Source organism: Tenacibaculum sp. MAR_2010_89, assembly GCF_900105985.1.
Lineage (GTDB): Bacteria > Bacteroidota > Bacteroidia > Flavobacteriales > Flavobacteriaceae > Polaribacter > Polaribacter halocynthiae.
Genome location: NZ_FNUB01000002.1, coordinates 1 through 15,424, shown reverse-complemented (window position 1 = coordinate 15,424; position 15,424 = coordinate 1). Strand labels below are relative to the sequence as shown.

Sequence of the window (15,424 nt, the reverse complement as noted above, 5' to 3'; positions counted from 1 at the left end):
ATGTATTCTTTATTAATTAAACATTTTTTTAGATCAAAAATAGTAGTGTTAGCTTTTGGAATCTTAATGATTTTAGGTTTTTTGAGTATCGGAACAGGAAAACAATTTTTAACACAAAAACAAGAAGTAATTACCAAAGCCAAAATTGAACAAAAAAAACATATTAAAACACAGACGAGTCTACATAAAAACGATTTAGGATTACTTTTATATTATTTAAAATTTTCTTACATCAATCCTGTAAGTTCTTTAGCTGGGATATCTATTGGGCAAAGTGATTTGAATTCTCATATACAAAATGTTACTATTTTAAACTTAGAAGGCCAGAAGTACGATACTGACTTAGTAAATCCAATGCGTTTACTTGTTGGGAATTTAGACATTAGTTTTCTCATTATTTTTCTTTTCCCACTAATTATTATTGCGTTAAATTTCAATATTTTATCGGAAGAAATAGAAAAAGGAACTTGGAAAATGATTACTATTCAAGGAAAATCATCATTCAACTTTTTGTTAAAGAAATTCTCTATAAGAATTGGTTTCGTTTTTATTATTTTAGGGTTACTTTTTTTATTCGCTAAGATTATTTTAGAAATTTCTTTTAGTGTAAATTTTCTAAAGATTATTATAATTAGCTACTTGTATATTTCATTTTGGTTTGCCATTTGTTTTTTTGTTATCATGTTTAGAAAATCTTCAAATACAAATGCAATTGTATTACTATGTAGCTGGTTACTTTTAGTAGTTTTTTTACCAGTTTTGGCAAACAATTATATAACAAACAAATATCCAGTAGATGAAGCATTTACAATGACTATTAAGCAAAGAGACGGATATCACAAAAAATGGGATACCGATAAAAAAGAAACTTTAGATAAGTTTTATGCACATTATCCTCAATTTTCAGATTATAAGTTACAGGAAAAAGGTTTTTCTTGGTTGTGGTATTATGCAATGCAGCAAATGGGTGATGATGAGTCAAAAAAAGAAAGCAACTCCTTACGCGAAAAAATACTTAAAAGAGAAAAGCTAAGTAAACAAATAGCACAGTTTTTCCCTCCTATGCAAACTCAGTTAGTTATGAATGATATTGCTGGAACAAGCCTTACTAATCATGTAAGTTTTTTAAATGCAACCACTGAATTTCATGAAAAACTACGTTTAGAATTTTATCCAAAAATATTTGATAAAAATTCAGCAAATAGCGTTAATTGGAATAATTTTACACCTGAAGTTTACAAAAAGAATAGCTCTACTTCTTGGGTAAAAAACATACTTCCAATCACTATAATTACTTTCCTTTTATTACTATTTGGAATTATAAAGTTAAGAAAGATTTAATTTTATAGCCTAATCATATTTTTATTATGATTGGGCTATAATTTATTTCTTTGGTATAAAAATCAACACATTTTCACTCTTCTGTATCTCCTGTTGATTCAATTTCATTTTTACAAACTTCCCATCTAAATATTTCTGTGCTTGATTTTTATAGTACGAACTAAATACATTTCCTGATTGCCCTGTTGGTAAAATAGCCATACTGTTTTCTACATCTGAAAAATCAATAATTCTTCTAGTTGATGGCCCAGCACTTACTTTATAATATCCAGTACTATCAATTTTATAAATCTGATTGTTAATTACTTGATCGCCCCCTATAGTTTTAAAAGGACCTACATTAAACAGCTTACGTAAAAGCCCTCCTGCTTTACCTATAGCATGCTCATATTCTACAGATGCTACTCTTTCCCATCTCCAATCATCAACATTTTCTCCTAATTGATTTTGTAAAAACAGTATTGCTTTCTTAAATGATTTCGTAACTATCTCTTCCTTTGTTTCTATTTTATCTTTCGTTGTAATATCATCCCACCAAACTGATACTTTCTTTTTTACTTGACTTGCTACTACTTTTTCTTCAAGAGGAGTACTTACAAATTGCTCTAAAGCATCTCCCATTTCATCTTTAAAAGTATTTTGTACAAACTCATACCATAAACGATTATAAACAACAGGAGCTACTTGTTCTTTTTCAAATACTCCATTCCATGCTTTTAATATTTGTAGTGCTTTTTTTTCACTAGGAGATAATTTAGATTTGTCAATGCTTTTTATCAAATGACCAATAACTTCAGGAGCTGTTACTGAAGTTACATCATATATCATTTTAGCTACATCTTCTTTTGTGAAATCATTTTTAGCATCTAGTAAATTCTCTATTCTTCTTGCTCTATTTTCAGGTAAATAATAACCGGGATATAGCATTCCAGCAATAGAATCTGGTTGATTATTTGCTGAATACACATAGTTATTTTTTGGATTTATTGCTTGAGGGTTTTCCTCAAAATCCAAATAACTCAATATCTCATCTTTTCCAGAAGCGCCATCTAAAATTAATTTAGTATTTAAACTGTCTCTGTATTTATATAACTTCCCTGATGCAAACCAGGCTATATTATTTTTAGCATCACCATACATAATATTCAATCCAGGTGCGTGTAATTTACTAGCTCCTTTTTTAAAATCAGATAAAGAGTTAGCATGAGACATTTCATAAGAAACATCTAATAACTCATTATTTAACTTCGTATAAATCCACTGCATAGCTATAGGACGAGTATCATCTAGAAATTCAATCAATCCATTCATTATTGGACCGTGCTTACTAACCTTTACTTGATATGTAGTGTCTTTTTCTCCTTTAACTTTTATGGTTTTATTTATCAATTTATACTTTTCATAACCTAAAGGTGTTTTATATTCTAAAGCATTATCTGGGTTATTTTGTTCATAATAAAAATCTACATCATCATTTTCAAACATTGTTAATCCGTAAGCATAATCTTTATTATGACCTAATAAAGGAAATGGAGTTAATGCTAAATTAAAACCATACATTTCATAACTAGGCGTTTTAATATGCGATTGGTACCATACAGAAGGTTGAGAAAACCCTATATGTGGATCATTAGCAAAAATCACTTTTCCTTTTTTAGTTTTTTCCGGTCCAATGACCCATGAATTACTTCCAATAAATGGAGATACTGGTAGCTTTTCTAATAAAGTATTAATTGCTTTAGCAAAACCAGCTTTTAATTCAGGATTTTTTTCGTTTTTAATAACTGTTAAATTATCAAACGTAGCTCCATTAAGTTCATCGAAATAAGCATCTCCTAATTTTTCCTTCACTTCAGTTAATAAAGGATCTGTTTTATGAGCAACAGCAAAACTAAACGCCATATAACCATACACATTATAAATATCACTTAAAGTGTACTCTTCCTTATCTACACCTACCATATAAAACTCTAAAGGTGTTGCTCCTTCTTGCATAAATTGATTTATTCCATCTAAATATGATTGTGTTAATTGATATGATTGTGAGTTTTTATCTAATCTTTCAATTGTTTTTTTTGTTGCTTCCTCAATTCCTAATCCAGAAAAAAACGTGTCAACTCGTAATAATTCTTTTCCAAAAATTTCAGATAATCTACCCGCAGCTATTCTTCTTATTAGTTCCATTTGCCACAATCTATCTTGTGCATGAACATACCCTAAAGCTTTATAGGCATCTTTTTCATTTTCAGCATTAATATGTGGAACTCCAACTTCATCATAATATACTGTAACTTTTTCAGATATGTTGGCTAAAGCTACTTCACCATTATATACAGGTTTTAAACTACTGGTAAACAACCAAATACCTATAAATAGTAAAGTCAATAAAACTAAAATTACCTTTAATAATTTTTTAAACACAGTCATAAATCTGTTTTTCATCAAATATAAAAGAAATTTAGTTTGTTTATTATACGTCTTAACTTTTTAGCTTGGGTTTTAACAGTGTATTTTTTACACACTCATAATTTTATAATACACACTTTTTACACAAAGTATAAATAGCAAAAAAACACCTAATAAAAAATAAAGCGCTGAAATACAATACATTAAGAACTCTGGAAGTAATCTTAAAATACGATGGCATGTTTATTTCAATATCTAATGCAAATAATAATTATAAACTATTTAAGTCATGAAAAAATTAATTTTAGCTACAGCTATTTTTGCAGGAACAGTTTCGTCATATGCTATTACTAATAATGAAACACCACTTACAAACACCACATATTGTTTTAAAAACGATTCTTTTAAAGAAATCTCATTAGATAAATTGCCTTCTGCTTTAAATAAAGCTCTAAAAAAGGATTTTACTACAGCAAAAGTAAATAAAGCATATATTAATCAACACAATCAATACAAACTAGAACTTAGTATTAATAAAGAAATAAAAATTATTTATGCTGATAAAGATGGTAATTGGTTAGATGAAAAAGAGATAAGTAATCTTAAAAAATAATTTTCTGTTTTCCTTTCAATTTTCTCTTAAAAAGAGCGTTTTAAATAAAACGCTCTTTTTTTTATTCTATAAAGAGTAAACCTCACTAACTTAATAAGAGTATAACCATTTTATGAACAAGATTTTATTAATTGAAGACGATATTACTTTTTCAAAAATGTTAAAACATTTTCTTGAACGTAACCAATACATCGTTGACATTAGTTATACTATTAAGAATGCCTTTACTTTATTAAAAAAAAACTCCTACAATTTAATTTTTACAGATCTTCGTCTTCCCGATGGTGATGGTATTAACTTTTTAAAACAAGTAAAAAAAAACAATAACATTCCTGTTGTACTAATGACAAGTTATGCTGAAGTTTCAACAGCTGTTCAAGCAATGAAACAAGGTGCTTTTGATTATGTTTCTAAACCATTTAACCCTGATGAAGTTATTGAAGTAATAAAAAATGCTTTAGAAGAAAAATCAAAAAAAAATATAATAACCAAAACACTAATACAAGAAAAAGGAGAAAACAACACTCAATTTATCAAAGGTATTAGTTCAGCTTCAAGAACTTTATATGAGTATATTGATTTAGTAGCACCAACTAACATGTCTGTACTTATTAACGGTCAAAGTGGTACTGGTAAAGAAGTTGTTGCTAAAACTATTCATAAACAAAGTACAAGAAAAAATCACCCATTTATAGCTGTAGATTGTGGAGCTATTCCTAAAGAAATTGCTTCCAGTGAGTTTTTTGGACACAAAAAAGGTGCTTTTACTGGCGCTACTAACCATAAAACTGGTCACTTTGAAGCAGCTAACAATGGAACTCTTTTTTTAGATGAAATTGGAAACTTAAGCTATGAAAATCAAATACAATTATTACGCGCTTTACAAGAGCGTAAAATAAAACCTGTAGGAAGCAGTGAAGAAATAACTGTAAATATTCGATTAATCACAGCAACTAATGAAAACTTATTAAAAGCTGTAGAAGAGGGTGATTTTCGTGAAGATTTATATCATCGTATTAATGAGTTTTCTATTAAAACACCTAGTTTAAAAGATAGAAACGATGACTTAATTTTATATGCTGACTTTTTTCTTAACAAAGCCAATCAACAACTTAACAAATCTGTTATTGGTTTTTCACAACAGGTTTTAACTATATTTCAATCTTATCATTGGCCAGGTAACCTAAGAGAATTATCAAATATAATTAAAAGAGCTACACTTCTAACTCAAACTAAAATCATAGAAAAACATACACTCCCTGACGAATTAATATATGTGGAGGAAGAAAAATCAACTTCAATTAAATTCTCTACAAAAGAAAATGAAAAGAAACTTATTTTAAAAGTTTTGAATAAAGTAGGAAATAATAAAACTAAGGCCGCTAAACTTTTAAACATTACAAGAAAAACTCTCTATAATAAGATAAACGAATACAACCTTAATTGAGGTAATTTTTAAGTTCTAAAACAAAGCATTCCAGATTTGCTTTAAAATTTTCATATATAGAATCATTTATTCTTGTGGTTGTTTCAAAAGCTTCTAAGAATTCTACAATATCAGTTGCTTCAATTTGTTTAAACATACTTAACATTTTATGACTGATATTGTTAAAACTAACTATGTCTTCTTCACTAATAGCCTTTTCTAAATTTACACTATTTTTTTTTGTCTCCTTCAAAAAAAGAGCTAACATATTTTTTACTTCTGTTTCATCATTATTAAGAAATTCTTTCAAGGACAGAAAACTGTAAGTTTTCAGTTTTAATTTACTTGGTGGTTCTAGATCTTTTTTACTAAAAAAACTCTGAATCAAGTACTCTAATTTAACCATTGAAAATGGTTTTAATAATATATCCGAAAAACCAATTTCTATATATTCTTTTTTAGAAAAACTCGCTCTACCAGTCATAGCTATTATTGGTTGCTGTTTGTACGAACTCATTTTTTTTAGCGTTTCCATAAATTGTATTCCATTCATTTTTGGAAGTTGTATATCTGTTAAAACAAAGTCATATACTAATTCATTAATACTTTCAAGAGCATTTTGTCCGTTAGTAAATAGAACAACTTGTATCCCTAATTGCTCAAAAATATTTTTTAAAAGCTCTCTTATAGTTACATCATCTTCTACAACTATAGCCTTTAATTTATTTTTAAATTTTATAGGTTGCTTCTTTTCTTCCGGTAAGGTATTTTCTGAAAATCGTATTGGGATTTTTAAAATAAAAACACTTCCTTCACCCAAATTACTTTTTAAAGTTAAAGTTCCTCCTAATAATTCTGTAAGTTTTTTAGAAATAGTTAAGCCTAAACCAAATCCTTTTTTCCCTTTTTCATTTAATTGTAATTGTGAAAAAGGCTTAAATATTTTTTCTTGCTCACTTTCATCTATTCCTAATCCAGTATCACTAACTGTAACTTCTAAATATTTTTTATGACTTATAGTTTGAAGTTTAGCTTCAATTTTTATAACGCCATTGTTTGTGAATTTACAAGAGTTAGTTACTAAATTATAAAGGATTTGTTTTATTCTAAAAGGATCACTCAATATATTTTTATTAAAAGCTTTATCGGATTTTAAAATAATTTTAACGGGTTTTTCTTTTATTAAGTTTTTAGCATTTTCAAACACTTCATTCAAAAGCTTTTCTATGTTAAAAGGAATACACTCAATACCTATTTCTCCATTTTCAAGCTTTGAAAACTCTAATAAATCTTCCACTAACTTTCTCATATACACTGAGGCAGTTTGTATATGAGTTACTTGATTCTTTTCTTTAGTATTGTTTATTGACTTTTGTAATAATTCACTGTAACCAATTACTGTACTTAAAGGAGTCCTTAAATCATGGCTTACCATTGAAATTAATTGTTCTCTACTTTTTAAAAGTGAAGACGTTTTAATATTTGCATTTTCTAACTCTATTCTATAATGTTGACTCTTCCAAAAATCATTTAGTATAATAAATGAAAAGAAAACGATTATAATAAAGCTAACTCCACCAGCTAATAAAATAATATTCTTGCTTCTACTTAACATTTTTTGATGTTGATTATGAATATTACTTGAATAAGAAATGATGCTTTTTTCTAAACTATTAAGCACCTCTATAAGCTTTCTCGAGATTATTAAATCGTTCTCTACTAGCTCTTTTTCTTTTACTCGTAAAAATTTCTTTTTATTATTACTCTGCTTTTGAGCTTTTTGTAGTATTATTTTAGAAATAGATACTAATGAATCTATTTCTTTCTGATTTATATTTTTATCTTTATTATCATCATCAAAACTATTAATATATTTAAAATACTCTTCTAAACTTTGTTTTGTGCTTTTATCAAAAAACTTTGAGTTTTCAACAAACTCTTTAGTCGTAATTTTTCCCAAAAGAGTATCTATAGATCTAAGTTTATTGATAGCTTCATTTATAGATTTATCAGAATTATTTCGTCTAGAAATTCTATATAAACTAGTTATATTTTTATACTTTTTATTGATGCCTAATTTTATACTATCTAAAATACTCTTTTGCATAGCATTTTCTATTATAAAATTAAGTGAATCAATTTTTAACAACAATAATTTATTTTCTGAAGTATACTCATTAATTTTTTTTGCAGAATTTAATTGGATAGCTGCTCTCCCTAGATTTTCGTTTTCATAAATACTAGCAATTAAACTACTTGTTTTTAGTATTCTTTTTTTATCAGCAATACCCTCTTCTTGAATATAAATAAAGGTTTTAATTTCAGAAAACAATAATGCTCCAGAAATAATTGCTAGAAACCCCAGAATTATATATCCCATTAAAACCTTAAACGTTATTTTATGCTTTAATAATTTCATAAAAACAGTATCAAAATATTCGAATTATTCTTTTGTAACAACAACGATGCATTCTAATCTTTGTTGCTTAAAAACACCATATCTGCTAACATTACTTGTATTAATATATAATTAGTAAAAACAATAAAAGATTGTTTGTATTTTTGTAATTATAAAAATTCATTCTACCAATGAAAAAAATACAAATGGTTGATCTACAAGGTCAATATCAAAAAATAAAAGACGTTGTTGATACGTCAATTCAGGAAGTTTTAAATTCATCAGCTTATATTAATGGGCCTTATGTTAAAGAATTTCAGGCCGACTTAGAAAAGTATTTAAACGTTAAACACGTTATTCCTTGTGCTAACGGAACTGATGCTTTGCAAATTGCAATGATGGGATTAGGATTACAACCTGGTGACGAAGTCATTACTGTTGATTTTACTTTTGCTGCAACTGTAGAAGTTATTGGTTTACTTAAATTAACACCTGTATTAGTTGACGTTGAACTTGATACTTATAACATAGACATTGAAGCTCTTAAAAAAGCTATAACTCCAAAAACAAAGGCTATTGTTCCTGTACATCTATTTGGTCAATGTGCTAATATGGAAGCTATTTTAACTATTGCTAAAGAGCATAATTTGTTTGTAATTGAAGACAATGCTCAAGCTATTGGTGCAGATTACACTTTTACTGATGGAACAAAAAAGAAAGCTGGTACTATGGGGCATGTGGGTACTACTTCATTTTTCCCATCAAAAAACCTAGGATGCTATGGTGATGGTGGTGCTATTTTCACTAATGATGATGAATTAGCACATACATTAAGAGGAATGGTAAATCATGGAATGTATAAACGTTATTATCATGATGTTGTGGGAGTTAATTCACGTTTAGATAGTGTACAAGCTGCAGTTTTAAAAACAAAATTACCTTTACTAGATAATTATTGTGAAGCTAGAAGAAAAGCTGCTTCGTATTATTCAAATTCATTTGCTAACAATTCAAGTATTGTAACTCCAGTTATTAGTGACTTTACCACACATGTTTTTCATCAATACACTTTTAGAGTTACAAACGGTAAGCGTAATGAGCTACATAGGCACCTACTAGATAATGGAATTCCTAATGCTATTTATTACCCTGTTCCTTTACATGCTCAAAAAGCATATCAGGATGATCGATATAATGAAGAAGACTTTAAAATAACTAACCAGTTAATTGATGAAGTAATTTCATTACCAATGCATACAGAATTAGATGAGGAACAATTAGTATTTATTACTAATACTGTTTCTGAGTTTTTAAAATAACCATTTAATTTGTCAATCGAGGAAGAACTTAACTTCAAAAAAATCATTAGAAAAGATATAGTTTACATTTTTAATAGGATTTATTTGAAGTTAAGTTCTTTTTATTTTTTCAAAAAATACAGCAAACTTGCTATAACTTAGTAAATAGAATATTCAGATATGCTATTAGTTATATTTTTTTTACATAGTAATTATAAATAATAGCAAACAAATTCACACAAAAAATAAAGTCATGAAAAAAATTTTAGTTACTGGAGGATTAGGGTTCATTGGTTCTCATACTGTAGTAGAATTACAAAACTCTGGTTTTAAAGTAATTATTATTGATGATTTATCAAACTCAAAAATTGAAGTCTTAGATAATATTACAGAAATAACAGGAGTAAAACCAGAATTTCATAAACTTGATCTAAAAATAAAATCTAATGTTCAAGATTTCTTTAAAAATAAAAAAATTGATGGTGTTATTCACTTTGCTGCGTTTAAAGCTGTAGGTGAAAGTGTTCAAAATCCATTAGATTATTATGAAAATAATATTGGAAGTTTAGTGTACTTATTACAGGGAATGCGTGATAATAATATTGACAACTTGATTTTTAGTTCTTCTTGTACTGTATATGGACAATCAGATGAGTTACCCATAACTGAAAATGCTCCAATTAAAACTGCAGAATCTCCATATGGAAACACTAAACAAATTGGAGAAGAAATAATTAAAGAAAGCTGTAAAGCTTATACTATGAACGCAATTTCTTTAAGATATTTTAATCCTATTGGAGCGCATTCAAGTATTAAAATAGGTGAATTACCTATAGGTATCCCTCAAAATTTAATTCCTTATGTAACACAAACTGCTGCTGGGATAAGAAAGGAATTATCTATATTTGGTAATGATTATGAAACTCCTGATGGAACTGCTATTCGAGATTACATACATGTAGTTGACCTTGCAAAAGCACACATAGCTGCATTAAATCGTCTATTAGAAAAAAAGAATACAAAGTCTTTTAACTTTTTTAATATAGGCACTGGAATTGGCACTTCGGTTTTAGAAATTATTAAAAATTTTGAAAAGTGCACTGGTGTAAATCTAAATTATAAGTTTATTGGTAAACGTGAAGGAGACATTACTAGTGCATTTGCAAGTACAAAAAACGCAAACGAACAACTTAACTGGAAAGCTGAAAAAAGTTTAGAGGAAGCTCTACTATCAGCTTGGAAGTGGCAACAAAAAAGCAATAATGTATAGAATAAATACTATCTATATAGTATCGTGAAAACTATTATCGTCTATACTTATACTAAAAAAATCAATAAACTATCTAATGAATTATTCAAAACATTGTGATTTATGTAAAAATAAACAAATGGAATTGAAAAATGGATTGATATGTAGTTTAACAAATAAAAAACCTGATTTTAAAATATATTGTACTAAAATTAATTTTAGTACAGATTTACAACAAATATTAGAATCAGTTAATATAGAACTAGAAGTTATAAAGAAAGATAAAATATCAATTTCTTTAAGTTTTTATCTTTTTTCAACAATTGGAACTTTTATTATATTTGGTGGAATATCTCTTTTAAAGTCTACTGAAAACAGCCGATATTCCATTGAAATTGTATTTCTGATAATTAGTCTTGGTATTAGCATATTTACAATAACATATCATAACATTAAAAAATACAGAAGAAAACTACATAATGCAAAATTTGATAAATATGAAATAGATTCTTTTCTTAAAAAATATAGGATTGAATATACATCAAAAACAAGTTTTAATGATAAAGTTCACGGTGCTCAACAAATAGATATTGAAATAAATTTCTTGAATAAGACAAAAAAATCAACTAGATCTTCTTATACCATAGATTGCTAATCTTATATTCAAAAGTATTACCAACTAATAGAGTCTTTCCAAGCTAATACTCCCACAGTATTGAACTACTGATTATTTAGGTTGTGTTAAAAAAGTAAGGTATAGCACAAAAAAAAAACCGTTCTTTATCTTACTAAAGAACGGTTTAAAAGAAAGGCAACGACCTACTCTCCCACCTGTGGCAGTACCATCGGCGCTAATGGGCTTAACTTCTCTGTTCGGAATGGTAAGAGGTGAGCCCCATTGCAATAATCACCTTAAATTGTTTCAGTGTATTTCAACTGTATAAGTTAACATATTGATAAATATAATATTGTAAAGTTTCAAAGAGTTTGCTTCCCCTCACAAGGAGGGGAAGTACGTACATAAGCCTATGGGTTATTAGTACTACTTGGCTACATACATTACTGCACTTACACCTATAGCCTATCAACGTGGTAATCTCCCACGACCCTTTAAAGAAATCTCATCTTGTGGTGGGTTTCGCGCTTATATGCTTTCAGCGCTTATCCCTTCCCGACGTAGCTACCCTGCAGTGCCACTGGCGTGACAACAGGTACACTAGAGGTCAGTTCAACTCGGTCCTCTCGTACTAAAGTCAAATCCACTCAAATTTCTAACGCCCACAGCAGATAGAGACCGAACTGTCTCACGACGTTCTGAACCCAGCTCGCGTGCCACTTTAATGGGCGAACAGCCCAACCCTTGGGACCTTCTCCAGCCCCAGGATGTGACGAGCCGACATCGAGGTGCCAAACCCCCCGTCGATGTGAGCTCTTGGGGGAGATCAGCCTGTTATCCCCGGAGTACCTTTTATCCTTTGAGCGATGGCCCTTCCATGCGGAACCACCGGATCACTATGCTCTACTTTCGTACCTGATCGACCTGTATGTCTCTCAGTCAAGCTCCCTTATGCCATTGCACTCTACGCACGGTTACCAAGCGTGCTGAGGGAACCTTTAGAAGCCTCCGTTACTCTTTTGGAGGCGACCACCCCAGTCAAACTACCCACCACGCACTGTTCTCATCGCTGAGTTAGGCTCTAGATAAGCAAAGGGTGGTATTTCAAGGATGATTCCACAACGCCTAGCGACGCCGCTTCATTATCTCCCACCTATCCTACACATTACTTATCCAAAGTCAATACGAAGCTATAGTAAAGGTTCACGGGGTCTTTTCGTCCGCTGCGGGTAATCGGCATCTTCACCGATACTACAATTTCACCGAGCTCATGGCTGAGACAGTATCCAGATCGTTGCACCATTCGTGCAGGTCGGAACTTACCCGACAAGGAATTTCGCTACCTTAGGACCGTTATAGTTACGGCCGCCGTTTACTGGGGCTTCATTTTAGATCTTCGCCGAAGCTAAACCCTCCACTTAACCTTCCAGCACCGGGCAGGTGTCAGGCCTTATACATCATCTTTCAATTTAGCAAAGCCCTGTGTTTTTGATAAACAGTCGCCTGGATCTTTTCACTGCGGCCAGCATTGCTGCTGGCGACCTTTCTCCCGAAGTTACAGGTCTATTTTGCCTTAGTTCCTTAGCCATGAATCTCTCGAGCACCTTAGAATTCTCATCCCAACTACCTGTGTCGGTTTACGGTACGGGTTCTCATAATCTGAAGCTTAGAGGTTTTTCTTGGAAGCCCTTAGGCACACTATCAACGCATCCGAAGACTTGTTGTACTATCACACTTCAGCTAGACTAGCGGATTTACCTAAAAGTCTAATACCTACATGTTTCAACGAACTATTCCGTCAGTTCGCGGTGCTTTCATTACTCCCGTCACCCCATCGCAATTATAAGAAGTACAGGAATATTAACCTGTTGGCCATCGACTACTCCCTTCGGATTCGCCTTAGGTCCCGACTAACCCTCAGCTGATTAGCATCGCTGAGGAAACCTTAGTCTTTCGGTGAGGGGGTTTCTCGCCCCCTTTATCGTTACTTATGCCTACATTTTCTTTTTCTATCCGCTCCAGCATACCTTACAGTACACCTTCTGCGCAAATAGAATGCTCCCCTAACCACTTTATACTTAGTATAAAATCCATAGCTTCGGTAATATGTTTATGCCCGATTATTATCCATGCAAAACCGCTCGACTAGTGAGCTGTTACGCACTCTTTAAATGAATGGCTGCTTCCAAGCCAACATCCTAGCTGTCTAAGCAGTTTCACCTCGTTTTTTTCAACTTAACATATATTTGGGGACCTTAGCTGATGGTCTGGGTTCTTTCCCTCTCGGACATGGACCTTAGCACCCATGCCCTCACTGCTGAGTAACATTTTATAGGCATTCGGAGTTTGTCAGGAATTGGTAGGCGGTGAAGCCCCCGCATCCAATCAGTAGCTCTACCTCTATAAAACTTTCGCTCAACGCTGCACCTAAATGCATTTCGGGGAGTACGAGCTATTTCCGAGTTTGATTGGCCTTTCACCCCTACCCACAGGTCATCCAAAGACTTTTTCAACGTCAAACTGGTTCGGTCCTCCACTGTGTGTTACCACAGCTTCAACCTGCCCATGGTAGATCACTCGGTTTCGCGTCTACTACTACTAACTATGGTCGCCCTATTCAGACTCGCTTTCGCTTCGGCTCCGGACCTTAAATCCTTAACCTTGCTAGCAACAGTAACTCGTAGGCTCATTATGCAAAAGGCACGCCGTCACACAGTAAATGTGCTCCGACCGCTTGTAGGCGTACGGTTTCAGGTTCTATTTCACTCCCTTACTTAGGGTTCTTTTCACCTTTCCCTCACGGTACTAGTTCACTATCGGTCTTTCAGGAGTATTTAGCCTTACCGGATGGTCCCGGTAGATTCATACAGGATTACTCGTGTCCCGCACTACTCAGGGTACTGCTATATTATCTTCGCTTACCTATACGAGGACTATCACTCTCTTTGGTTCGTCTTTCCAAACGATTTCTAGTTCACTTAGACTCTAATGTCGCAGCCCTACAACCCCAATACTGCCGTAACAGCATTGGTTTGGGCTAATCCGCGTTCGCTCGCCGCTACTAACGGAATCACTATTGTTTTCTCTTCCTCCGGGTACTTAGATGTTTCAGTTCTCCGGGTTTGCTCCTATAAATAGGTGACATGTCTTCAACATGCCGGGTTGCCCCATTCGGAAATTTACGGATCATAATGTGTGTGCCACTCCCCGTAACTTATCGCAGCTTATCGCGTCCTTCATCGCCTCTGAAAGCCTAGGCATCCGCCATACGCCCTTATTTAGCTTATTGTACTTTTTGCTGCAGTATCTCTACTACAACGAGCTCTTTATAATTCTTTATTTTTATAAAAATATTGTTGTTAGATCGTAATCTAACTTCTCTATCTTGATTCTTTACGATATCATTTTTACCAATATGTCAATGAACGTTTTTAGACCTATAGTCTAATGGTGGAGAATATCGGAGTCGAACCGATGACCTCTTGCGTGCAAGGCAAGCGCTCTAGCCAGCTGAGCTAATCCCCCATTATGAAATTCAGAATATGAATCCTCAATTATGAATGTTGAATTCTCTAACTTCCAGAATTTCCTTCCTAATATATACTTCTTTATTTGTAGTCCCGGGCAGACTCGAACTGCCGACCTCTACATTATCAGTGTAGCGCTCTAACCAGCTGAGCTACGAGACTATAATAGCTATATATTAGTGTGTTTTAAAATTAACAGCAAAGAGCAAAATGTACCTCTTTTGTAACTCACCATCTTTCTCTAGAAAGGAGGTGTTCCAGCCGCACCTTCCGGTACGGCTACCTTGTTACGACTTAGCCCTAGTTACCAGTTTTACCTAGGCAGTTCCTTGCGGTAACCGACTTCAGGCACCCCCAGCTTCCATGGCTTGACGGGCGGTGTGTACAAGGCCCGGGAACGTATTCACCGGATCATGGCTGATATCGATTACTAGCGATTCCAGCTTCACGGAGTCGAGTTGCAGACTCCGATCCGAACTGTGATATGGTTTATAGATTCGCTCCTATTCGCATAGTGGCTGCTCATTGTCCATACCATTGTAGCACGTGT

8 protein-coding genes, 2 tRNA genes and 3 rRNA genes are annotated in these 15,424 nt (G+C 32.1%); 6 read left to right on the top strand and 7 right to left on the bottom strand.

Features of this window, described 5'->3' with window-relative positions:
- Positions 1–1,341, top strand: a complete 1,341-nt coding sequence (locus BLV71_RS00305; protein WP_093868625.1) for a DUF3526 domain-containing protein — start codon at positions 1–3, stop codon at positions 1,339–1,341.
- A gap of 42 nt (positions 1,342–1,383) precedes the next feature.
- Here BLV71_RS00305 and BLV71_RS00300 read toward each other — a convergent pair whose 3' ends face one another.
- A complete protein-coding gene (locus BLV71_RS00300) occupies positions 1,384–3,768 on the bottom strand; it encodes a penicillin acylase family protein (RefSeq protein WP_093868624.1) in 2,385 nt (794 codons plus the stop codon).
- Between the two features lie 268 nt (positions 3,769–4,036).
- On the opposite strand from BLV71_RS00300, the gene BLV71_RS00295 reads away from it, so the two are divergent.
- Together BLV71_RS00295 and BLV71_RS00290 are read left to right on the top strand one after the other, a co-directional pair.
- On the top strand, positions 4,037–4,360 hold the full coding sequence (locus BLV71_RS00295; RefSeq protein WP_093868623.1) for a hypothetical protein: 324 nt from the start codon (positions 4,037–4,039) through the stop codon (positions 4,358–4,360).
- Positions 4,361–4,472: 112 nt separating this feature from the next.
- The gene (locus BLV71_RS00290; protein ID WP_093868622.1) at positions 4,473–5,807 is read left to right on the top strand and encodes a sigma-54-dependent transcriptional regulator; all 1,335 of its coding nucleotides are present in this window, start codon (positions 4,473–4,475) and stop codon (positions 5,805–5,807) included.
- On the opposite strand, the gene BLV71_RS00285 is transcribed toward BLV71_RS00290, so the two are convergent.
- On the bottom strand, positions 5,800–8,205 hold the full coding sequence (locus BLV71_RS00285; protein WP_093868621.1) for a hybrid sensor histidine kinase/response regulator: 2,406 nt from the start codon (positions 8,203–8,205) through the stop codon (positions 5,800–5,802). The two genes, BLV71_RS00290 and BLV71_RS00285, sit on opposite strands and share 8 nt — an antisense overlap.
- A 170-nt stretch (positions 8,206–8,375) precedes the next feature.
- Here BLV71_RS00285 and BLV71_RS00280 point away from each other — a divergent pair, with 170 nt between their 5' ends.
- From BLV71_RS00280 to BLV71_RS00270, 3 genes are all read left to right on the top strand, one after another.
- Positions 8,376–9,503, top strand: coding sequence for a DegT/DnrJ/EryC1/StrS family aminotransferase (locus tag BLV71_RS00280; protein WP_093868620.1), 1,128 nt, complete (start codon positions 8,376–8,378; stop codon positions 9,501–9,503).
- Positions 9,504–9,735: 232 nt separating this feature from the next.
- The gene (galE, locus tag BLV71_RS00275) at positions 9,736–10,752 is read left to right on the top strand and encodes a UDP-glucose 4-epimerase GalE (RefSeq protein WP_093868619.1); all 1,017 of its coding nucleotides are present in this window, start codon (positions 9,736–9,738) and stop codon (positions 10,750–10,752) included.
- A gap of 76 nt (positions 10,753–10,828) precedes the next feature.
- Complete coding sequence (locus BLV71_RS00270; protein WP_143032738.1) at positions 10,829–11,386, top strand: hypothetical protein; 558 nt, start codon at positions 10,829–10,831, stop codon at positions 11,384–11,386.
- 151 nt (positions 11,387–11,537) lie between these two features.
- On the opposite strand, the gene rrf is transcribed toward BLV71_RS00270, so the two are convergent.
- The 5 genes from rrf to BLV71_RS00245 all read right to left on the bottom strand — a co-directional run.
- Positions 11,538–11,646, bottom strand: a 5S ribosomal RNA gene (gene rrf, locus BLV71_RS00265).
- 101 nt (positions 11,647–11,747) lie between these two features.
- Positions 11,748–14,636: ribosomal RNA gene (locus tag BLV71_RS00260) — 23S ribosomal RNA — on the bottom strand.
- Between the two features lie 159 nt (positions 14,637–14,795).
- A tRNA-Ala gene (locus BLV71_RS00255) sits at positions 14,796–14,872 on the bottom strand.
- 90 nt (positions 14,873–14,962) lie between these two features.
- Positions 14,963–15,036 (bottom strand) — tRNA-Ile (locus BLV71_RS00250).
- Positions 15,037–15,119: 83 nt separating this feature from the next.
- Positions 15,120–15,424 (bottom strand): 16S ribosomal RNA (locus tag BLV71_RS00245); the annotation flags it as partial.